The sequence below is a fragment of the Clostridium nigeriense genome, from assembly GCF_900086595.1.
GTDB lineage: Bacteria > Bacillota > Clostridia > Clostridiales > Clostridiaceae > Clostridium > Clostridium nigeriense.
In genome coordinates this window covers 534,006-554,541 of the sequence record NZ_LT575472.1, presented here as the reverse complement: position 1 = coordinate 554,541, position 20,536 = coordinate 534,006, and the positions used below count along the sequence as shown (strand labels likewise).

Here is a 20,536-nt window from a genome sequence, read left to right as displayed (position 1 = left end):
CTCCTTGATTATAATTATTATTTAACTTTCTTTATTATAACATATTATTTCTTAGGTATAACTAGATAAATTTTAAACATATCTCCTTCTACCTCAATTTTTATATTTCCACTATGCAGCTCTATTATACTTTTTGTAATTGCTAAACCCATCCCTGAACCTTCTACTGAAGAGTTTCTTGACTTATCAGCTCTTGTAAATCTCTCAAAAATATCTTGAGTATTAAAATCCATCTCATAATTAGAAATATTTTTAAATGAAATTTCAACTACGTTTTCCTTAGACTGTATATCTATATATACCCTTGTATTCTCTAGAGAATATTTTAAAGAATTAACTATTAAATTTTCAAAAACTCTAGACATTAATTTTCCATCTAAATCTAAAATTATTTCTTCTTCATTGGAGCTTACCTTAAATTCTATATTTTTCTCTTCATAAAGATTTGAGTATTCTCCAATACCCTGATAAACCAGTGAAACTATATCTAATTTTTCTTTTTCTATTTTCATTTTTCCACTATTTAATTTAGAAGCTTCAAATAAATCTTCTATTAAAGTCTTAAGCCTTTTAGAATTTTTATCTAATATCATTAAGTAGTCTTTTCTTTCCTCTTCTGTTATATTAGTCTCATTTAATATATTTACATAATTTATTATTGAAGTTAAAGGCGTTTTTAAATCATGAGAAACATTAGATATTAATTCAGTTTTTAATTTTTCGTTCCTAACTTGCTCATTTAATGCTATTTTGTATCCTTCTTTAATTTGATTTATATTCTCTACTAATTCTTTAACTTCTCTTTCTCCAGTATTATTTAGTGTATATTCCAAATCTCCTGAGTTTATTTTTTTTAATCCATCATTAATTATTGAAATATCTAAACTCTTTTTTAAGGAATATAGTACACATACTAAAGGAATTAATACCAAAATTAAAGTTCCCTTAAAAGGATACCTAGTTAAAAAGGTTACTAATACATTTTGATTTCTTATTCCTGCAACTAAATATAAATATATTAATATTACAGCAATAGCTCCACTTACTGAAAAAATTATCTTATTTCTTGTATTTCTATACTTATATCCATATCTTAATACAAAAAATAATCTTTTTAATACCTTTATTTCTAGGTGAATATTATTTCTATTAAATATTGAGTTAAATATTACCTTAACTAAAAGAACTAAAGCTAATATAGTAGCTGCTATCATTATCTTTGCAGTTAATGCTTCTGTTTTTATTAAATAAGAATATGCTACTGGATTCTTATAATATATTTCAATATACTTATCTATGTTTTTCATGCTAATTTTGTCATTCATACTCATAACATAGTAATTGTATTTATCTTTATTATCTAGCCTAATTGAAGCTAATCCTGTTTCCTTTAAATAGACATTTATATTATCTTCTAATAGTGCTACATTATCAGAATATTTCTCTAATGAATTATACAAATTAGCATCATTTGTTGTAAAATCACCAGTTTCCTTGTTTATCAAAACATAGAAAATCTCATCATAGTAGTATATATTTTCTGATAAATATTCATTTTCATACTTTATAGCACTTATATCTTCTAAATTTTTACTATTTGAATATATGTATTGTGAAATATTTTTACTTTCATAATATATCATAGATTCAATATATTTTTCTTTATTAAATAAGGCATCAAAAGTTCCTGCCCCTAATTTAGAAAACTCATCATTAAAAGCCTGATAATATCCTATACTTAATGTTACTAAAAGAATAATTAAAGTTAATATTTCTATGCCCCATACACCTGTTGCATAATATTTAATTTTCTCTTTCAATTTTATATCCAACTCCCCATACCACTTTTATATATTCTGGATCCTTTGTATTTATCTCTATTTTTTCTCTTATTCTTCTTATGTGAACAGTTACTGTGTTTTCACTTCTATAAAATGGTTCTTCCCATACTTTTTCGTATATTTCTTTTATAGAAAAAACTTTTCCCAAATTTGAGGCTAAAAGTTGAAGTATTTTAAATTCTGTTGCTGTAACCTTAATTTCTTCTCCTCTAAGGTATATTGTTTTTTCTTTATTATTTATAACTAGATCCTTAACTTCTATTATGTCAGGACTATCTTCTTCTAATTCTAAAGGTTTTTGATACCTTCTTAATTGAGATTTCACCCTTGCAACTAACTCTAAATGATTAAATGGCTTTGCTATGTAATCATCTGCACCAACATTTAACCCTAAAATCTTATCGCTATCTTCTCCCTTAGCAGATAACATTATTATAGGTAAATTTCTTTTTTCTCTAATTTTTAAACATGTTTTTATTCCATCTAATCTTGGCATCATTATATCTAATACTATTAAATGTATTTTTTCTCTATCTAAAACTTCTAAAGCTTCTATTCCATCTTGAGCCTTAAAAACCTTCATGCCTTCTCCTCTTAAATATATGTCAATGGCATCTCTAATTTCTTTTTCGTCGTCAACAACTAAAACATTAAACATTTATAAAACACCCCTTGATTTATTCTATCTTATAATTATAATATCTTATATTCTCCTATTTTACTAATTATAAAAATTACATTTTTATTAAAATGAATATTTCCAAAATTATATTTAACATATTATCTTATTTGATATATAATTTATGTGTACATTTACTTATTATTTTAAGGAGTTTCATAATGTTTAGTAATGTTTCAATCAACAAACACATGGTACTAGATTTTATTCTTATTTTTATTGGATGTGTAATAGCATCCCTTGGGGTTAACTTATTCTTAGTTAATGCTCAATTACTAAGTGGAGGCGCAACTGGTGTAGCACTTATTCTTCAATATTTATATAATGTGCCTTCAGGAATAACTGTATTTTTAATTAATATTCCATTATTTTTTATTAGCTACAAAATGCTAAATAAAAAATTCACCTTATATTCTGCAGTTGGAATGTCTTCATTATCTCTTTCATTAATGATAACTAAACCTTTATCTAGTTTAGTTAGAGTAGACGACTTGTTGCTTTATTGTATTTATGGAGGAGTACTATGCGGACTAGGCTACGGATTAGTATTTTCTAGAAATGGTTCTACTGGTGGAACAGATATTATAACTATGGTTCTTAGAAAAAAATATTCAAATTTAGAAATTGGTAAGCTTAGCTTTGGGCTCAACTGTGTTATAGTTTTTATAGGCGCATTAATATTTGGACTTCCTAAAGCACTATATACATTGATTTCTATGTTTGTTCAAGGAGTTGTAATAGATAGAGTTATAAATGGATTTACTAGTAAAAAGCTTCTTCTTATCTTAACAGAAAAGGAACAAGAAATTATTCAGTATGTAATTAAAGATATGAATAGAGGCGTTACTTCTCTTATAGCAGAAGGTGAATATACTCATGAATTAAAGAAAATGTTATACATAGCTGTTACATCAAGCCAAATGATTAGATTAAAAAATAAAATATTAAGAATAGATCCAAAAGCCTTTATAACAATAATTGACGTTTCTGAAGTAAACGGAAAAGGCTTCTACAAAATTTAATATCTAACTAAACTATATCCATATTATCAGTTCTTCGTCGCTCTGCTTCAAGTGGACCTTCGCATTAATATGGATATAGTTTTGAATTTTAAAACTATCTGTTATTTATTATTTTAGTTATACTGCTACTTTTCAAATCTATCTCACAATTATTTATAAAGCCAATGCATAATATTTTTTCATTATCTAATAACCGAATATCAAAATACATATCGTTATAGTATTTTAGTCCAATCCTATCAGAATAATTTTTGAGTAATTCAGATATGTTCCCCAATATAAAATATCTTTTTATCACTCATATTTCTCTCCCTTTAATAAATAAATAGTACTTTCAACCAATATAAATTAAGTTTTGCTATTCAAAACATCCTTAATTATCCATTATCAATTTTTAAGATTGCTTCTCACTCTTAAAGTTTAGGTATTCCTCTTGACCTTTTTTATATAAGTTATTTCCTTTTGTATCTATAATTACTGTTAAAGGCATATCTTTAACTTTCATTCTTCTAATTGCTTCTGCACCTAAATCTTCATATGCAATAATTTCTGATGATATTATTGTTTTTGATATTAAAGCTGCTGCTCCACCAATGGCTCCTAGGTAAATAGCTTTATTTTTTATTATAGATTTAATGACTTCTTCATTTCTATCTCCTTTTCCAATCATAACCTTTAATCCTAAGTCTAAAAGTTTTGGTGAATATGAATCCATTCTATAGCTAGTAGTGGGGCCTGCTGAACCTATAACTTGTCCTTCTTTAGCTGGTGTTGGTCCTACATAATATATAGTTTCATCTTTAATATTTATAGGTAAGTCTAAACCATTATCTATTAATTCTACTAATCTTTTATGCGCAGCATCTCTTGCTGTATATATAACTCCAGATAATAATATATTATCTCCTGCTTTTAAATCCCTTATTTTTTCATAAGTTAGTGGAGTATTTATCTTTATTTCCATTCTCTATCTCTCCCTATAAAATAGCTTCTTTATGTCTAGTTGCATGACAACTAATGTTAACTGCCACTGGTAGCCCTGCTATATGTGTTGGATACGTTTCTATGTTAACTCCTAAGGCAGTAGTCTTTCCACCAAAACCTTGAGGTCCTATTCCAAGCTCATTTATCTTTATTAATAACTCCTCTTCTAAGTTACTGTAATATTCATTTTCATTTTTACTATCTATAGGTCTTAGTAAAGCTTTTTTAGAAAGATAAGCTGCCTTTTCAAAAGTTCCTCCAATCCCAACTCCCACTACCATAGGAGGACATGGATTAGGCCCTGCTTCCTTTACAACTTTAATAATAAAATCTTTTACACCTTCTATTCCATCAGATGGTTTCAACATTTTTATTTGACTCATATTTTCTGAGCCAAATCCCTTTGGAGAAACTATTATTTTAAGAGTATCTCCTGGAACTACTTCATAATGAATAATTCCTGGAGTATTATCATTAGTATTAATTCTATCAATGGGATCTTTCACAACAGAATTTCTTAAATAACCATTTTTATAGCCTCTTCTAATCCCTTCGTTGATAGCCTCTTCAAGACTTCCACCTATTATATGAACATCTTGTCCAATTTCTATAAATACGCACGTCATTCCTGTATCTTGGCAAATTGGTATTTTTTCATTTTCCGCAATTTTAGAATTTAATATTATCTTATCTAATATATTATCTGCTAAAGTCCATATTTCTTCTTCTTTTGCCTTTCTTATCCTATTTAAGATATCTTTTGATAAATTATAATTTGCTTCAATACATAATTTTTCTATAGTCTCTTGAACCTTTTCAATGTGGATTTCTCTCATTTTCCCACTCCTTTTATTATAATAAACTATAAATATTTTAACATATATCCCTAATAATAGTATAAAGGTATAAAAAAAGTAGTTATATGTAATATTATTAAGTTTTTTATTAAAAAATAACTTAATCTTACATATAGCTACTTGAAAAGTATAGGATTTAGATATTTCTCTATATACTGTATAATTCTATACTTTAGAATTATTTTTTGTTATATTTCCTCGGAAATTAAATTTAATTATTCTTTATTTCCTCAAAATATTTTTCTATTCCCAATGAAATGCCTTCAACCAATACATTTTGATGTTCTTCAGTTTGCAACTTCTTTTCCTCTTCCATATTTGACAAGAAACCACATTCTACTAATACGGATGCTCCTTTATAATCATCTCTTAATATTAAATAAGCATCTCCTGCAGGTTTTGAAACTCTTTTATTATTGTCATTTACACTTTCTTTTATAGAATTTTGTATATTATCTGCTAATACCTTACTTACACTATTAGAGCCGTGCCATACCTGTGCTCCATAGCATTTTTCTTGTGGAAACATATTTTGATGAATAGAAATGAAAACATCACAATTAGTTTCTTTTTTCATTTCTCTCCTTTTTTTCAAATCTTCTCTTTTCTTTTCTTTAATGGTGGAACCATTATTACCTAAAGCTTCATCATTTTCTCTTGTTAAATATACCTTATATCCCTTTCCCTCTAAATTTTCCTTAAGTTTCATGCTTATTTGCAAATTTATATCCTTTTCTATTACGCCATTTTTAGATTTAGCTCCTCCATCAAAACCACCATGCCCTGGATCTATTAATATTATTTTTTCATTACCTTCAGCCATTACTTTTATTGGAATACATATAATTATAAATAAAAGTACTACTAGAGAAGCAAGTTTAAATTTTCTCATTTATTTTCCTCCATATTAACTCTAATTATTTATAAAATTATTATGTCCAGAATCTATTTTTACATCCTAATATATAAAAAAGTCAAACTATATTTATTCTTATTATAAATCCATAAATCTTAATCTAAAAAAATAAGAAGCTGTTTAAAACAGCTTCTTATCATAAAATATATAATTTAAAATTACTTAATATCTCATTATTAAACACTTAAAATTTAACTATTTTCTATAATACTTTCAGCAATATTTAATGAGTGATCACTAACTCTTTCTAAATTACTTAATAAATCTAGATATATTGCCCCTGCATAAGCATTGCAAGTACCATCATAAAGTCTCTTTATATGAAGATCTCTATATTTCTTTTGAAGTCTATCAACTTCTGCTTCAATATTATTAACTTGCTTTGCTTTTTCTATATCTTTTCTAGCATAACTATCAATTGCAGTTTCTAAAGCTTCTGTAGTCTTGCTATACATGTTTTTAATTTGTTCTATAGCTTCTTCACTATATTCTAACTTTTTATTTATTTTTTGTAATGTTATGTCTGCTATGTTTTCAGCATGATCTCCAATTCTCTCTATATCATTTATGATATGGAAGGTTGCAGCAACTATACTTGACTCCTCATCTGATAACTCTCTCTTAGAAAGTTTAACTAAATAGTCAGTAATTGCTTCATTTAAAGTATTTATGATATTTTCATTATCATAAACTTTTTGAATTAATTTTTCATCATTTTTTTCAAAAGCTTCTAAAGCTATTGATAAACCTTTTTTAGCTTTATTAGCCATTCTTAAAGTCTCTTTAGCTACTTGCCCAGCTGCAATAACTGGAGTTTCTAATAATCTATCATCTATGTATTTTGGTCCTAATTTTTCTTCTTCATCATCACCAGGTATAATCATATTAACAACTTTAATTAATACACCTGTTAAAGGTAACATTATAGCAGTATTTACAACATTAAATACTGTATGAGCATTTGCTATTTGTCTACTAACATCGTCAGGACTTAAATATGACACTGCATTTCCTAAAATTCCACTTATTAAAACTGGAATAAATATTAATGTACCACCTAAGTTAAATATTAAGTGAAGGATAGCAGCTTTATGTGCTGTTTTTGTAGTTCCTACTGAAGCTAACATTGCTGTAATACAAGTACCTATATTACAACCAAATACTATTGGAAGTGCTTGAGTTATATCTATTGCACCTGCTGTTGCTAGAGCTACTAATATACCAGTAGTTGCTGATGAACTTTGAAGTACTGCTGTTATAATTGCTCCTGCTATTATTCCTAAATACCAATGTCCACCTACCGTAGTTAAAATTTCATTAAATATAGGTAATGATGTTAGTGGCTTCATTGCTCCACTCATTTGACCCATTCCAACAAATAGTACACCAAAACCTAACACAATATTACCAATATCTTTTCTCTTTTTCTTTTTGCAGAACATAACCATAAGTGCTCCAACAAATACAAAAAGAGGTGCTACATGATCTAATTTAAATGCAACAAGTTGAGCTGTAATAGTAGTTCCTATATTTGCTCCCATTATGATTCCAGCTGCTTGAGCTAAATTCATTAATCCAGCATTAACAAATCCAACTACCATTACTGTTGTGGCACTACTACTTTGAATTACTGCTGTAACTACCGCTCCAACTATTACTGCAATAATTGGATTTCTAGTAACCTTTTCAAGAATCGACTTTAATCCATCCCCTGCAGCATTTTCAAGACCATCACCCATGATCTTCATTCCGTAAATAAATAGTCCTAAGCCACCAAGTAACTTTATAATAACCATTAATGATTCCAAAGTTATTCTCCTTTTCAACATTATTTTTACAAACCTAGTTTACATTATTTTTTAACATTTGTTAAGTAATTAAACTTATTTTTAACATGATTTTAATATAGTAATATTTTCTTGTATTATTTTTTAATTTCATTATAAGTATTGCTTTAACTAAGGTTATAAATACTAATTAATATTTAAAAAAATAATAAATTAATATTTTGCGCATAAAAAAACCTCGAAACCATAAGTTTCGAGGTTTGTAAGCTTCCAAATATTATCTCTTTGAGAATTGTGGAGCTCTTCTTGCTTTCTTAAGACCGTATTTCTTTCTTTCTTTCATTCTTGGGTCTCTAGTTACAAATCCAGCTTTCTTTAATTCTGGCTTTAAGTTTTCGTCAGATTTAATTAAAGCTCTAGTTATTCCGTGTCTTATTGCTCCAGCTTGACCTGTGAATCCACCACCGTGAACGTTAACTAAAACGTCGAATCTGTCTTTAGTTCCAGTTAAAACTAATGGTTGATTAACGATCATTCTTAAAGTTTCTAATCCAAAATAGTTTTCGATTTCTCTGTTATTTATAACAACTTTACCATTTCCAGGTACAAGTCTAACTCTTGCTATTGATTTTTTTCTTCTTCCAGTTCCCATGTATTGAACTTTTGCCATTTTTTATTCCTCCTCCCGAGCATGTATTAGTACTTTAATTCAAGTACTTCTGGTTTTTGAGCATCGTGTCCGTGCTCAGCACCTCTGTATACTTTTAGCTTCTTAAGCATTTTTCTTCCTAAAACACCTGATGGAAGCATTCTTCTTACAGCTTCTTCGAAAGCGAATTCAGGTTTCTTAGCTAATACTTCTCTGTATGGAGTTTCCTTTAATCCACCTGGATATAAGCTATGCTTTCTCATTAATTTTTGATCTAACTTCTTACCAGTTAAAACAACTTTTTCAGCATTGATTACGATAACGAAATCTCCGCAGTCAACATTTGGTGTAAATGTTGGCTTATTTTTACCTCTTAAAATTGAAGCAACTTGGCTAGCAACTCTTCCTAGTGGCTTACCAGCAGCATCAACAACATACCATTTTCTTTCAACTTCTTGCGCCTTAGCGATGTATGATTTCATGTTTTTCCCTCCCTGAACTTACATTTGTGCTTTACTTCTTTTTAAGTAACTGCTTTTATGTCAAGACCCGGGGCTAGTGGATCTTATATACATAAATATTCTAACAAACAAACTTATTATAATACACGCTTACGGGTGTGTCAATATATTTTGTTTCATTATTTAAATTAATTTTTTTAATTTTAATAGTAGACTTTTTCTAGTGTTAAACCAGTAGGAGGCACACATATACCTGCATTATCCCTATTCTTACTATTTATTATATTTTTTATTTCTTCTGGTTTAATTTTATTATTTCCAACCATAATTAGAGTTCCTACTATTATTCTAACCATATTGTATAAAAAACCATCACCTGTAACAAAAATTTTTATAATATTATCATTTTTTTCAATATATAGGTCACTTATAGTTCTTATACTACTCTTAACTGAACTTCCACTAGTTTTAAAGGCAGAAAAATCATAAGTTCCTATAAAATACTTGCAAGCTTCTCTCATAGAATTTAAATCTAATTCACGCTTTACATGATATATATAATTTCTATCTATAGCTGATGTTACATCTCTATTTAATATGGAATAGGAATAGGTTTTTCCCCTAGCGTTATACCTTGAGTGAAAATCATCTTCTACCATTTCTGATTTTAATATTACTATATCATCAGGTAACTTATGATTTATAGCTTCTCTAAATTTTTCTGCTGGTATTTTGCTATTGGTTTTAAAATTAGCTATAAAACCTCTTGCGTGTACTCCTGCATCTGTTCTGGAGCTCCCAATAACTTCTATATCTTCATGAGTTAAAGTCTTTATAGCCTCTTCTAAGGTTCCTTGAATAGTTTTTCCCACCTTTTGCTTTTGCCACCCTAAATAATTAGTTCCATCATATTCTAAAGTTATCTTGATATTTCTCATATTCTATCACCTTTATAGCTGGATTATAATACAAATCTAACTAGTAGGCTTCCTACAAACAATACTGAAAATATACCAAAGGCTATTATATCTTTATTAGAAAATTTTAATTCCTTCATTCTAGTTCTACCATTTCCCCCTCTATAAGCCCTGGATTCCATTGCCATAGCAAGCTCATCCGCTCTTCTAAAGGAACTTATAAATAGTGGTATTAGTAATGGTATTAAGCTCTTAGCCTTTTGAATTAATCCACCGCTTTCAAAATCAGCGCCTCTTGCCTTTTGAGCCATCATAATTTTATCAGTTTCATCCATTAACGTTGGTATAAACCTTAGGGCTATTGTCATCATCATAGCAAGTTCATGGGCCATTTCTTTACCAATAGGTCTAAGTAATCTTTCTATTCCATCTGTCAATTCAATTGGAGATGTAGTTAATGTAAGAACCGATGTACCCATTATTAAAAAGATAAGTCTTAAAGCCATAAATGCTGCTGTTCTCAAGCCTTCACTATATACTTTAATAAATCCAAGTTCAAAAATCAAAGTATTAGCTGTTCCTTTTATCATAAATATATTTAAAACTGCAGTAAAAATTATAAGAAAGAATACAGGTTTTAATCCTTTGTATAAATATCTTGGTGGTAATTTAGCTACATATACTGTTAATGCTAAAAATCCAATTATTAATACATATCCAACGAATTTATCTACAATAAATAAAGAAACAATAAATAAAATTGATAATATTATTTTAGTTCTAGGATCTAATTTATGAACAAAGGTTTCGCCTGGTATGTATTGACCTATAGTTATATCTTTTATCATTTTTGATCCCCCTAATTTTTAACTTCCTTTAATATTCTTAGTAATTCTTCTTTACCTTGATTAATAGTATAAACCTCATCTGATACATTAAATCCTTTTTCTTTTAATGCTCTCATAAGGTAAGTTACTTGCGGTACTGCTAACCCTATCTTTTCTAATGTATCAACTTCTTTAAATACTTTAGCTGGTTCTCCTTCTAAGGCTACTTGGCCCTTATTCATAACTATTATTCTTTCAGCAAGCTTTCCTACATCTTCCATGCTATGGCTAACTAAAATAATAGTCATCTTATATTCTTCATGTAAGATCTTTATTTGAGCTAAGATATCATCTCTCCCCTTTGGATCTAATCCAGCTGTTGGTTCATCTAATATAAGCACCTTTGGTTCCATAGCTATAACTCCAGCTATAGCAACTCTTCTTTTTTGCCCACCACTTAAATCAAATGGTGATTTATTTTTATACTCCTCATAATCTAAACCAACCATTTTCATAGAATTTTTTACTCTTCTTGTTATTTCTTCTTGATTAAGACCTAAGTTTCTTGGTCCATATTCAATATCTTTTTCTATAGTTTCTTCAAATAATTGATACTCAGGATATTGAAAAACTAGACCTACTTTTTTTCTTATATCTGTAAGCTTTATACCCTCTTTAGTAATATCAATTCCGTCTACTATTATCTTTCCAGATGTAGGCTTAAGTAATCCATTCATATGTTGAATTAAAGTTGATTTACCCGAACCTGTATGACCTATTAAAGCAACAAATTCTCCTTCGTTTATTTCTAAGTTAACATTATTTAAAGCTACTTTTTCAAAAGGAGATTTTGGCATATAAACATGTACTAAATTCTCTATCTTAATTGACATATCGCATTCACCATCTCATCTACATTTAAAATATTTGTATCTATATTTATACCGCTATTCTTTAATTCATAGCATAATTCTGTCACTTGTGGAACATCTAATCCTATTTCTTTCATCTCTTTTACATTAGAAAATACTTCTCTTGGCTTTCCTTCTAATATTATCTTTCCATTATCCATAACTATTACTCTATCTGCTTGTGCAGCTTCATCCATATAATGAGTTATAAGAACTATAGTTATTCCATATTTTTTATTAATTTCTTTTATATTATTTAGAACTTCTTTTCTTCCTGATGGATCTAACATTGCAGTAGGCTCATCAAATATAATGCATTGTGGCTTCATTGCTAATATTCCAGCAATTGCAATTCTTTGTTTTTGTCCTCCAGAAAGTAAATGTGGTGCATGCCTTCTATATTCATACATTCCAACTTTTTTTAAACTTTCATCGACTCTTTTTCTTATTTCTTCTGGTTCTATGCCTAGGTTCTCTGGTCCAAAAGCAACATCTTCTTCAACTATAGTAGCTACTAGCTGATTATCAGGATTTTGAAAAACCATCCCAGCCTTTGCCCTTATATCCCATAAATTATTCGGATCTGATGTATTTAAATTATCTACTACAACAGTTCCATTTGATGGTACCAAAAGAGCATTCATATGTTTAGCAATAGTTGATTTACCAGAACCATTATGCCCTAAAATTACTAGAAATTCTCCTTTTTCAACTTGAAAACTTACGCCATTAACTGCATATCTTTCTTCTTCTCCCTCATTTGCCCTATATTTAAAAGATACATTATCGCATTTAATCATTGCTTCTTTCATAATATAGCCCTCCTTAAATTGCTTAACTCAAATTAAGTATTATATAAAAACTTAATAAGTGTATATACATTAACATAAGAATATTATAATATACATTATTTCATTTACAATTACTTTAATTATAAATTTTTAAATTCTTATATAATATTTAACATACTTAAAAACATAATTATTTTTTTATATGCAAAAATGGGGACTAAGTTATACCACTTAATCCCCTATATATTATACTAATTCAAGTATAACAACTTCAGCTCCGTCCCCTCTTCTTGGGCCCTTTTTGTACATTCTAGTGTATCCACCATTTCTTTCAGCGTACTTTGGAGCAATGTTGTCAAATAGGTTTTGAACTACTTCTTCTTCGTGAACAAAAGCTAAAACTTGTCTTCTAGCGTGAAGGTCACCTCTTTTTGCTAAAGTGATCATCTTTTCAGCTAATTTTCTAGTTTCTTTTGCTCTTGTTTCAGTTGTTTCTATTTTACCATGCTTTAAAAAGCTTGTAACAAGGCTTCTTAACATAGCTCTTCTTTGGTCAGTAGGACGACCTAATTTACGATAACCTGCCATATGGATTTACCTCCTTACTCATCGTTTAGTCTTAATCCTAAGCCTAATTCCTTAAGCTTTCTTTCGACTTCCTCTAAAGATTTCTTTCCTAGATTTCTTACCTTCATCATGTCATCCATTGATTTTCCAGCAAGTTCTTGAACTGTATTAATACCAGCTCTCTTTAAACAGTTATATGATCTAACTGATAAATCTAACTCTTCTACAGTCATTTCTAGTACTTTTTCTTTTTTATCTTCTTCTTTTTCTATCATAATCTCTACATCATTAGTACTATCTCCTAATGACATAAATAGTTTAAAATGTTCTATAAGAATTTTTGCAGATAAGCTTATAGCTTCATCTATTTTAATAGTTCCATTAGTCCAGATTTCTAATGTTAACTTATCGTAGTCAGTAATTTGACCTACTCTTGTATTTTCAACATTAAAGTTAACTCTCTTAACTGGTGTATAAATTGAGTCTACAGCAATAGATGATAATGGAAGATCTTCACTCTTATTTTTATTTTGAGTAACGTATCCTCTTCCTCTATTAACTGTTATCTCCATATATAGCTTACCATTATCATCTAACGTAGCAATATGAAGATCTTTACTTACAACTTCAACATCTCCATCAGTTTTTATATCTGCACCTGTAACTACTCCAGGTCCTTGAGCATCTATATATATAGTCTTTGGACCTTCACCATTCATTATTAAAGCTAAAGATTTGATGTTTAATATTATTTCTGTAACATCTTCTTTAACACCTTGTACAGTTGAAAATTCATGTAGTACTCCATCAATTTTAACTGATGTTGGAGCTGCACCTGGAAGTGATGATAAAAGTATTCTTCTTAGAGCATTTCCAAGAGTTATACCATATCCTCTTTCTAATGGTTCAACTACATATTTACCATAAGTACCATTTTCATTTGCTTCTATACATTCAATAATTGGCTTTTCTATTTCTAACATGTACAAACCCTCCTTATATTTTAAATGGCAACTTTATTCTGAGGGCAACTGTTTATATATTTGTATTGTAAGATAAATCTTAACAATACAAATACTAAACTATTACTTACTATATAACTCAACGATAAGAGTTTCATTAACTGGAACGTCAATGTCTTCTCTTGATGGCTCAGCTATAACTTTTCCTGAATAATTTTCAACATTTGCTTCTAACCACTTTGGTAAAGTCTTTGGATTTTCAATAAATGTCTTGAATTTTTCAGTTCCTCTGCTCTTTTCTGTTACTAATATTTCATCGTTAACAGAAACTTTGTATGAAGCAATATCAACTTTCTTACCATTTACTAAGAAATGTCCATGAGTAACTAATTGTCTAGCTTCAGCTCTTGAAGCACCATAACCTAATCTGTAAACAACGTTATCTAATCTCATTTCTAATAATTTAAGTAAGTTTTCACCAGTGATACCTCTCATATTATCAGCCTTTTCATAATAAGTTCTGAATTGGCCTTCTAATACTCCGTATATTCTTCTAGCTTTTTGCTTTTCTCTTAATTGTACGCCGTAGTTAGATAATTTTTTCTTAGCTGCTCCATGTTGTCCTGGTGCATAACTTCTTCTAACAAAAGCACATTTATCTGTATAACATCTATCCCCTTTAAGGAATAATTTCATACCTTCTCTTCTACATAATCTACATGTAGCTCCAGTATATCTTGCCATTAATTACACCTCCTATATGAATACTAGACTCTTCTTCTCTTTGGTGGTCTACATCCGTTGTGTGGAATTGGAGTAACATCTTTAATTAGAGTTACTTCTAATCCAGCTGCTTGTAAAGATCTGATAGCTGCTTCTCTACCAGCTCCAGGTCCCTTTACATATACTTCTATACTTTTTAATCCATGTTCCATAGCTGCTTTAGCTGCTGTTTCAGCTGCCATTTGAGCTGCGAATGGAGTACTCTTTCTTGATCCTCTGAAGCCTAAAGCTCCTGCACTTGACCATGATAAAGCATTTCCTACTGCATCAGTTAAAGTAACTATTGAGTTATTGAAAGTTGATTTGATGTGTGCAGCACCATGCTCAACGTTCTTTCTTTCTTTTCTTCTTCTAGTCTTTTTAACTTTTTGAGCCATCGAATTCCCTCCTCACTACTTCTTCTTATTTGCGATAGTTTTCTTTGGACCTTTTCTTGTTCTAGCGTTAGTCTTAGTTTTTTGTCCTCTAACTGGAAGACCTTTTCTATGTCTAATTCCTCTATAACATCCAATTTCTACTAATCTCTTGATATTTAAAGCAACTTCTCTTCTTAAGTCACCTTCAATTGTTAAAGTCTTTACGTATTCTCTGATTTTTGTTACTTCTTCTTCAGTAAGATCTTTAACTCTTGTATCAGGATTAACTCCTGTTTCTGCTAAAATCTTGTGTGAAGTAGAAAGTCCTATACCGTATATATATGTTAGACCTATTTCAACTCTTTTTTCTCTTGGTAGGTCTACGCCTGAAATTCTTGCCATTAAAACTTACACCTCCTGATATTGAAATGCATACAATTTTGATTATATGTGTGTATTTATATAATAAAATCCTAGGTCAGTAGAGCTATTCTCTACTGTCAGCCGCACCTAAAATTTATCTACTTATTTGAATGCCTATATAATCATATTTGACTTTAACTGAAAAGTCAATACGATATACATAGTAAAATTATACTTTTTCTGCCTATACTTTGATTGTATTAGCCTTGTTTTTGCTTGTGCTTAGGATTTTCACAGATAACCATTACTTTTCCTTTTCTTCTTATAATCTTGCACTTTTCGCAAATAGGCTTAACTGATGGTCTTACTTTCATCGCTAACCCTCCTTGTAATACTTAGTGGTCTTTACCACTTTTTATTTTGCTCTCCATGTAATTCTACCTCTTGTTAAATCATATGGAGAAAGTTCTATCGTAACCTTATCTCCTGGTAGAATTCTTATGAAGTTCATTCTTAATTTTCCTGAAATATGTGCTAGAATCTTGTGACCACTCTCTAGTTCAACTTGGAACATAGCATTTGGTAGTGCTTCTAGTACAGTACCTTGCATTTCTATTACATCATCTTTTGACATAAGGTAATCAACCCTCCTTAACAATGCCTTTAAGTTTTAGAAATCTTTTTATTTTTAAATCAGTACCTCTATCCTTTGACATGATAGATTCTTTAATCTCATCATCTACATCATTTAAAACACTTATATGTTTTAAATTCTTCTGTTTCGGCATCTGAACTGTTTTAGTGCTCCCATTACTAAGAATTACATAATTATCACTTAAATGCCCTATTACAACATATAAATGACTTTTATCTCTTCCTCTTTTTGAAAGAACCACTTTCCCAATTAAGTCATTGTTTTGCAAACTTTTCACCTCAATGATTACCTTAGCCATAAATCTACAAGCCACCTTTTGGTATCATGCGAATTTATAACTAAGCAACACTTATTTAATCAGTGTTAATATTTCGGGTCCATCTGGTAAAATTACAATTGTATTTTCGTAGTGCGCAGATAGACTTCCATCACTAGTTACTACAGTCCAGTTATCTTTTAATGTCTTAACTTTATAGCTGCCTACATTAACCATAGGTTCAATGGCTAAAGCCATTCCCTCTACTAATTTTGGTCCCCTTCCCGGTTGACCATAATTAGGTACTTCTGGATCTTCGTGTACAACTCTACCTATACCGTGTCCTACGAAATCTCTAACTACAGAAAAGCCTGAGGCTTCAACGTAGCTTTGTATTCCATGTGATATATCAGTAAGTCTGTTCCCAACCTTAGCATATTCTATACCTCTAAAGAAACTTTCTCTAGTTACATTAATTAACTTTTTTGCTTCTTCACTTATATTTCCAACACCAAAGGTTCTTGCAGCATCTCCGTGAAATCCATTAATATGAGCCCCACAGTCTACACTAATTATATCGCCATCTTTTAATACATAACCTCCTGGGATCCCATGAACTACTTGCTCGTTAACAGATATACATAGTGAAGCTGGAAAACCATACAGCCCTTTAAATGAAGGCTTTGCTCCATGCTTAGTTATAAATTCTTCTGCTATCCTGTCTATTTCAGCAGTAGTTATTCCTGGTCTTACTTTTTCCTCAACTAGTAGTAATGTTTCTGCTACTATTTTACCTGCTGATCTCATTAGGTCTATTTCTTTGTTGTTTTTAATGATGATCATTATTCAACGCTCCCTAAGATACTACAGATACCTTCAAATACTTCATTAATAGCTTTTGTTCCATCTACAATTGAAAGTAAGTTTCTTTCTTTATAAAAATCAATCAGTGGTTGTGTTTGTCTCTCATACACATCAAGTCTTTCAGATACAGTTTCTTCTGTATCATCTTTTCTTTGGATTACATCACTTCCACAAACATCACATTTGCCTGCTATAGTTGGTGGATTAAACTTTATATGATAGCTAGCTCCACATGATGGACATACTCTTCTACCTGTCATTCTTTCTAAAATAAATCCAGTAGGTACTTCAATTAATAAAGCAGTATCAAGGGATTCATTTCTTCCTAAAAGGAATTCTTGAAGCGCTTCTGCTTGATTAACTGTCCTTGGGAAACCATCTAATAAATATCCATTTTTACAGTCATCTTGTTGTAACCTGTCTTTTACCATATTAATAGTAACTTCATCAGGTACTAACTGTCCTTTATCGATGTGCTTCTTAGCTTCTATTCCTAAAGGAGTATTTTCAGAAATATTTTTTCTAAATATATCTCCTGTAGAAATATGTGGTATTGAGTATCTATTACTAATTGATTTTGCCTGTGTTCCCTTACCTGCTCCAGGAGGACCTAATAATACTATCTTCACGGGCATCATCTCCATTATTAATCTATTTTAAGAATCCTTGATAATGTCTCATTACTAATTGTGAGTCTAATTGTCTTGAAAAATCAAGTCCAACCCCAACCATAATTAATAATGATGTTCCACCAAATTGAATTCCTTGTAATTGTGAGTTTGAAATTAATATTGGTAGTATTGCTAGTAAAGCAGCAAATACTCCTCCAACTAAAGATACTTTTGTAAGTACTTTTTCAAAATATTTTTCTGTTGCTTCTCCTGGTCTTACTCCTGGTACAAATCCAGCTGATTTATGCAGATTTTCTGACATTTCATCTGGTTTAAAAGTAATTTGTGTATAGAACCATGTAAAGAATATAGTTAATATTGAATAAACTACTGGATACATCCAAGTTTTTTCATTAAATATACTATATTTATTACTTGTTATCCAAATTGCCCAGTCATAATTTGGGAAGAATTCTGCAATTGTTTTAGGGAACATCATAACTGACATAGCAAATATTATGGCTATAACAGCAGATCCTATAATACTTAAAGGAATATGAGTGCTTTGGCCTCTCATAACCTTAGATCCAACAGCCTTACCAGCATATTGTACAGGGATTCTTCTCTCTGCTAATGAGAAGAATATTACTATTCCTAATAATAAAATTGCAGCAGCAACAAATAATAAAATTTCTATTATAGAAATTTTTCCTTGATCCTTTAATGTAAATAATGACATTAAAGTTATAGGTAACTGAGATACTATATTTACGAATATCAATATAGATATACCATTTCCAAATCCTTTAGCTGTAATTTGATCTCCTAACCACATACAGAATGTTGAACCTGCTACTAAAGCTATTAATACAACAATAATTTCAGGCCATACCATTCCTACTGTAGCTCCTTTAGCTGCAACCATGCTATAAGTACCAAAAGCAAGAATAAATCCAATAACTATTGATAAAATTCTTGTGATCTTTTGAATCTTCTTTCTTCCATCTTCGCCTTCTTTTGAAAGTTGCTCTAATGAAGGAATTGCTATAGTTAAAAGTTGAACTATAATAGAAGCATTAATATATGGTGTTACACTTAAAGCAAATATACTAAATTGTCTAAATGCTCCTCCTGATATTAGATCATAGAAACCAAAAATAGTTCCACTACTAGCTAAATTTTTTAAAACATCTGTGCTAATTCCAGGAACAGGAATATGTGTTCCTATCCTGAAAATTGCAACTAAAAATATAGTCCATAAAAATCTCTTTTTTAATTCGGGAACCTTCCAGGCATTACGTAGGGTTGATAGCATACTAAATCACCTCAACTTTTCCTCCAGCTGCTTCTATCTTTTCAGCCGCTGATTTTGAGAACTTACATCCTTTAACAGTTAGGCTTTTCTCTAGTGTTCCGTTTCCTAAAATCTTAACGCCGTCTTTTACCTTACTGATAACTCTTCTTTCAAGTAAAACTTCTGGTGTTATTTCAGTTCCGTTTTCAAATATATTTAATCTATCTACATTAATGCTAACATATTGCTTAGCAAATATATTTGTGAATCCTCTCTTAGGAAGTCTTCTGTATAATGGCATTTGACCACCTTCAAATCCTGGTCTTACTCCGCCACCTGATCTAGCCTTTTGGCCTTTTTCACCTTTTCCAGCATTTCTACCTAAACCTGAACCAGTACCTCTACCAACTCTTTTAGGAGCTTTCTTACTTCCAGCTGCTGGTTTTAATTCATGAAGTTTCATTACCCAATGCACCTCCTCTTATTAAACTTCTTCTACTTTTAGTAGATAGTCAACTTTGTTAATCATTCCTCTGATTTGAGGAGTTTCTTCATGTTCTACTGTCTTACCAATCTTTTTTAGTCCAAGGGCATGTGCAGTAGCAATATGGTCTTTTTTTCTTCCAATTAAACTCTTAACAAGAGTAACTTTAATTTTTGCCATTGCTTTTCCCTCCTAACCTAAAATTTCTTCAACAGTTTTGCCTCTTAATTTAGCTATATCTTCAGCTGTTCTTAAGTTTGCTAAACCGTTAATTGTAGCATTTACCATGTTTTTTGGATTGTTTGAACCTAATGACTTAGCTCTAACATCCTTTAATCCTGCTAATTCTAATACAGATCTAGCTGGACCTCCAGCGATAACTCCTGTACCTTCTTTAGCTGGCATTATAAGAACTTTACCAGTTCCGAATTTTCCATATATTTCATGAGGAACAGTTGTTCCAACTATTGCAACACTTACTAAATGTTTCTTAGCGTCTTCTATTCCTTTTTTAATTGCTTCTGGGATTTCTATTGACTTACCCATTCCAACGCCTACGTGTCCGTTTTCGTCACCTACAACTACTAAAGCGCTGAATCTGAAGTTTCTACCACCCTTAACAACCTTAGTTACTCTGTTTATGTTAACAACCTTTTCCTTAAGGTCTAGTGTGCTAGGATCGATTCTCATGTATTTCCC

General features: G+C 30.1%; 27 protein-coding genes. 1 reads left to right on the top strand and 26 read right to left on the bottom strand.

What is annotated here, in order from left to right; genetic code table 11:
- Positions 1-44 precede the first annotated feature (44 nt).
- Together BN6774_RS03045 and BN6774_RS03040 are read right to left on the bottom strand one after the other, a co-directional pair.
- Positions 45-1,820, bottom strand: coding sequence for a sensor histidine kinase (locus BN6774_RS03045; protein WP_084767111.1), 1,776 nt, complete (start codon positions 1,818-1,820; stop codon positions 45-47).
- On the bottom strand, positions 1,804-2,499 hold the full coding sequence (locus BN6774_RS03040) for a response regulator transcription factor (protein ID WP_066889900.1): 696 nt from the start codon (positions 2,497-2,499) through the stop codon (positions 1,804-1,806). Before BN6774_RS03040 ends, BN6774_RS03045 begins: the two co-directional genes overlap by 17 nt.
- A gap of 182 nt (positions 2,500-2,681) precedes the next feature.
- On the opposite strand from BN6774_RS03040, the gene BN6774_RS03035 reads away from it, so the two are divergent.
- On the top strand, positions 2,682-3,542 hold the full coding sequence (locus BN6774_RS03035; protein WP_066889898.1) for a YitT family protein: 861 nt from the start codon (positions 2,682-2,684) through the stop codon (positions 3,540-3,542).
- Between the two features lie 394 nt (positions 3,543-3,936).
- Here BN6774_RS03035 and BN6774_RS03030 read toward each other — a convergent pair whose 3' ends face one another.
- The 24 genes from BN6774_RS03030 to rpsE form a co-directional block, all read right to left on the bottom strand.
- Complete coding sequence (locus BN6774_RS03030) at positions 3,937-4,506, bottom strand: Fe-S-containing hydro-lyase (RefSeq protein WP_066889896.1); 570 nt, start codon at positions 4,504-4,506, stop codon at positions 3,937-3,939.
- Positions 4,507-4,519: 13 nt separating this feature from the next.
- On the bottom strand, positions 4,520-5,362 hold the full coding sequence (locus BN6774_RS03025) for a fumarate hydratase (protein ID WP_066889894.1): 843 nt from the start codon (positions 5,360-5,362) through the stop codon (positions 4,520-4,522).
- A 232-nt stretch (positions 5,363-5,594) separates the two neighbouring features.
- Positions 5,595-6,275: an N-acetylmuramoyl-L-alanine amidase CwlD gene (gene cwlD / locus BN6774_RS03020; protein ID WP_066889892.1), complete on the bottom strand. Its 681-nt coding sequence runs from the start codon at positions 6,273-6,275 to the stop codon at positions 5,595-5,597.
- A gap of 215 nt (positions 6,276-6,490) precedes the next feature.
- Positions 6,491-8,107: a Na/Pi cotransporter family protein gene (locus tag BN6774_RS03015; protein ID WP_066889890.1), complete on the bottom strand. Its 1,617-nt coding sequence runs from the start codon at positions 8,105-8,107 to the stop codon at positions 6,491-6,493.
- Between the two features lie 256 nt (positions 8,108-8,363).
- Positions 8,364-8,756: a 30S ribosomal protein S9 gene (gene rpsI / locus BN6774_RS03010; RefSeq protein WP_066889888.1), complete on the bottom strand. Its 393-nt coding sequence runs from the start codon at positions 8,754-8,756 to the stop codon at positions 8,364-8,366.
- Positions 8,757-8,782: 26 nt separating this feature from the next.
- Positions 8,783-9,217 (bottom strand): 50S ribosomal protein L13, encoded by a 435-nt coding sequence (rplM, locus tag BN6774_RS03005; RefSeq protein ID WP_066889886.1) that lies wholly within the window; start codon positions 9,215-9,217, stop codon positions 8,783-8,785.
- Between the two features lie 182 nt (positions 9,218-9,399).
- Positions 9,400-10,134 (bottom strand): tRNA pseudouridine(38-40) synthase TruA, encoded by a 735-nt coding sequence (gene truA, locus BN6774_RS03000; protein WP_066889884.1) that lies wholly within the window; start codon positions 10,132-10,134, stop codon positions 9,400-9,402.
- A gap of 23 nt (positions 10,135-10,157) precedes the next feature.
- Positions 10,158-10,961, bottom strand: a complete 804-nt coding sequence (locus tag BN6774_RS02995; RefSeq protein ID WP_066889882.1) for an energy-coupling factor transporter transmembrane component T family protein — start codon at positions 10,959-10,961, stop codon at positions 10,158-10,160.
- A gap of 11 nt (positions 10,962-10,972) precedes the next feature.
- Positions 10,973-11,833, bottom strand: a complete 861-nt coding sequence (locus tag BN6774_RS02990; protein WP_066889880.1) for an energy-coupling factor transporter ATPase — start codon at positions 11,831-11,833, stop codon at positions 10,973-10,975.
- Entirely contained in the window at positions 11,818-12,663 is an 846-nt protein-coding gene (locus BN6774_RS02985; protein WP_066889878.1) for an energy-coupling factor transporter ATPase, read from the bottom strand. Before BN6774_RS02985 ends, BN6774_RS02990 begins: the two co-directional genes overlap by 16 nt.
- Before the next feature lie 225 nt (positions 12,664-12,888).
- On the bottom strand, positions 12,889-13,230 hold the full coding sequence (rplQ, locus tag BN6774_RS02980; protein ID WP_066889876.1) for a 50S ribosomal protein L17: 342 nt from the start codon (positions 13,228-13,230) through the stop codon (positions 12,889-12,891).
- A 14-nt stretch (positions 13,231-13,244) separates the two neighbouring features.
- The gene (locus tag BN6774_RS02975) at positions 13,245-14,192 is read right to left on the bottom strand and encodes a DNA-directed RNA polymerase subunit alpha (RefSeq protein WP_066889874.1); all 948 of its coding nucleotides are present in this window, start codon (positions 14,190-14,192) and stop codon (positions 13,245-13,247) included.
- Between the two features lie 102 nt (positions 14,193-14,294).
- Entirely contained in the window at positions 14,295-14,915 is a 621-nt protein-coding gene (rpsD, locus tag BN6774_RS02970) for a 30S ribosomal protein S4 (RefSeq protein WP_066889872.1), read from the bottom strand.
- 23 nt (positions 14,916-14,938) lie between these two features.
- A complete protein-coding gene (gene rpsK, locus BN6774_RS02965; protein WP_016205877.1) occupies positions 14,939-15,331 on the bottom strand; it encodes a 30S ribosomal protein S11 in 393 nt (130 codons plus the stop codon).
- Between the two features lie 15 nt (positions 15,332-15,346).
- Entirely contained in the window at positions 15,347-15,712 is a 366-nt protein-coding gene (gene rpsM / locus BN6774_RS02960; RefSeq protein ID WP_016205878.1) for a 30S ribosomal protein S13, read from the bottom strand.
- 221 nt (positions 15,713-15,933) lie between these two features.
- Complete coding sequence (gene rpmJ, locus BN6774_RS02955) at positions 15,934-16,047, bottom strand: 50S ribosomal protein L36 (RefSeq protein ID WP_016205879.1); 114 nt, start codon at positions 16,045-16,047, stop codon at positions 15,934-15,936.
- Between the two features lie 41 nt (positions 16,048-16,088).
- Positions 16,089-16,307, bottom strand: a complete 219-nt coding sequence (gene infA / locus BN6774_RS02950; protein WP_066889870.1) for a translation initiation factor IF-1 — start codon at positions 16,305-16,307, stop codon at positions 16,089-16,091.
- A 7-nt stretch (positions 16,308-16,314) separates the two neighbouring features.
- Positions 16,315-16,626, bottom strand: a complete 312-nt coding sequence (locus tag BN6774_RS02945; RefSeq protein WP_066889868.1) for a KOW domain-containing RNA-binding protein — start codon at positions 16,624-16,626, stop codon at positions 16,315-16,317.
- A 51-nt stretch (positions 16,627-16,677) separates the two neighbouring features.
- Complete coding sequence (gene map, locus BN6774_RS02940) at positions 16,678-17,427, bottom strand: type I methionyl aminopeptidase (protein WP_066889867.1); 750 nt, start codon at positions 17,425-17,427, stop codon at positions 16,678-16,680.
- Positions 17,427-18,077: an adenylate kinase gene (locus tag BN6774_RS02935; protein ID WP_066889866.1), complete on the bottom strand. Its 651-nt coding sequence runs from the start codon at positions 18,075-18,077 to the stop codon at positions 17,427-17,429. Before BN6774_RS02935 ends, map begins: the two co-directional genes overlap by 1 nt.
- A 22-nt stretch (positions 18,078-18,099) precedes the next feature.
- Positions 18,100-19,374 (bottom strand): preprotein translocase subunit SecY, encoded by a 1,275-nt coding sequence (gene secY, locus BN6774_RS02930; protein WP_066889864.1) that lies wholly within the window; start codon positions 19,372-19,374, stop codon positions 18,100-18,102.
- A gap of 1 nt (position 19,375) precedes the next feature.
- Complete coding sequence (gene rplO / locus BN6774_RS02925) at positions 19,376-19,816, bottom strand: 50S ribosomal protein L15 (protein ID WP_066889862.1); 441 nt, start codon at positions 19,814-19,816, stop codon at positions 19,376-19,378.
- A gap of 21 nt (positions 19,817-19,837) precedes the next feature.
- Positions 19,838-20,017 carry a 50S ribosomal protein L30 gene (gene rpmD, locus BN6774_RS02920; RefSeq protein ID WP_008681171.1) on the bottom strand — a complete coding sequence of 60 codons (180 nt, stop codon included), beginning with the start codon at positions 20,015-20,017 and terminating at the stop codon, positions 19,838-19,840.
- 12 nt (positions 20,018-20,029) lie between these two features.
- Positions 20,030-20,527 carry a 30S ribosomal protein S5 gene (gene rpsE / locus BN6774_RS02915; RefSeq protein ID WP_066889860.1) on the bottom strand — a complete coding sequence of 166 codons (498 nt, stop codon included), beginning with the start codon at positions 20,525-20,527 and terminating at the stop codon, positions 20,030-20,032.
- Positions 20,528-20,536: the final 9 nt, after the last annotated feature.

Coding starts and splice junctions, on each gene's coding strand:
- map (WP_066889867.1), bottom strand. CDS start 17,427: ATGATCATCATTAAAAACAACAAAGAAATAGACCTAATGAGATCAGCA.
- BN6774_RS02975 (WP_066889874.1), bottom strand. CDS start 14,192: ATGTTAGAAATAGAAAAGCCAATTATTGAATGTATAGAAGCAAATGAA.
- truA (WP_066889884.1), bottom strand. CDS start 10,134: ATGAGAAATATCAAGATAACTTTAGAATATGATGGAACTAATTATTTA.
- rplQ (WP_066889876.1), bottom strand. CDS start 13,230: ATGGCAGGTTATCGTAAATTAGGTCGTCCTACTGACCAAAGAAGAGCT.
- infA (WP_066889870.1), bottom strand. CDS start 16,307: ATGTCAAAAGATGATGTAATAGAAATGCAAGGTACTGTACTAGAAGCA.
- secY (WP_066889864.1), bottom strand. CDS start 19,374: ATGCTATCAACCCTACGTAATGCCTGGAAGGTTCCCGAATTAAAAAAG.
- cwlD (WP_066889892.1), bottom strand. CDS start 6,275: ATGAGAAAATTTAAACTTGCTTCTCTAGTAGTACTTTTATTTATAATT.
- BN6774_RS02985 (WP_066889878.1), bottom strand. CDS start 12,663: ATGAAAGAAGCAATGATTAAATGCGATAATGTATCTTTTAAATATAGG.
- rpsM (WP_016205878.1), bottom strand. CDS start 15,712: ATGGCAAGAATTTCAGGCGTAGACCTACCAAGAGAAAAAAGAGTTGAA.
- rpmD (WP_008681171.1), bottom strand. CDS start 20,017: ATGGCAAAAATTAAAGTTACTCTTGTTAAGAGTTTAATTGGAAGAAAA.
- BN6774_RS03035 (WP_066889898.1), top strand. CDS start 2,682: ATGTTTAGTAATGTTTCAATCAACAAACACATGGTACTAGATTTTATT.
- rplM (WP_066889886.1), bottom strand. CDS start 9,217: ATGAAATCATACATCGCTAAGGCGCAAGAAGTTGAAAGAAAATGGTAT.
- rpsI (WP_066889888.1), bottom strand. CDS start 8,756: ATGGCAAAAGTTCAATACATGGGAACTGGAAGAAGAAAAAAATCAATA.
- BN6774_RS02945 (WP_066889868.1), bottom strand. CDS start 16,626: ATGGCTAAGGTAATCATTGAGGTGAAAAGTTTGCAAAACAATGACTTA.
- BN6774_RS03040 (WP_066889900.1), bottom strand. CDS start 2,499: ATGTTTAATGTTTTAGTTGTTGACGACGAAAAAGAAATTAGAGATGCC.
- BN6774_RS02995 (WP_066889882.1), bottom strand. CDS start 10,961: ATGATAAAAGATATAACTATAGGTCAATACATACCAGGCGAAACCTTT.
- BN6774_RS02990 (WP_066889880.1), bottom strand. CDS start 11,833: ATGTCAATTAAGATAGAGAATTTAGTACATGTTTATATGCCAAAATCT.
- rpsE (WP_066889860.1), bottom strand. CDS start 20,527: ATGAGAATCGATCCTAGCACACTAGACCTTAAGGAAAAGGTTGTTAAC.
- BN6774_RS03025 (WP_066889894.1), bottom strand. CDS start 5,362: ATGAGAGAAATCCACATTGAAAAGGTTCAAGAGACTATAGAAAAATTA.
- rpsD (WP_066889872.1), bottom strand. CDS start 14,915: ATGGCAAGATATACTGGAGCTACATGTAGATTATGTAGAAGAGAAGGT.
- rpmJ (WP_016205879.1), bottom strand. CDS start 16,047: ATGAAAGTAAGACCATCAGTTAAGCCTATTTGCGAAAAGTGCAAGATT.
- rpsK (WP_016205877.1), bottom strand. CDS start 15,331: ATGGCTCAAAAAGTTAAAAAGACTAGAAGAAGAAAAGAAAGAAAGAAC.
- rplO (WP_066889862.1), bottom strand. CDS start 19,816: ATGAAACTTCATGAATTAAAACCAGCAGCTGGAAGTAAGAAAGCTCCT.
- BN6774_RS03030 (WP_066889896.1), bottom strand. CDS start 4,506: ATGGAAATAAAGATAAATACTCCACTAACTTATGAAAAAATAAGGGAT.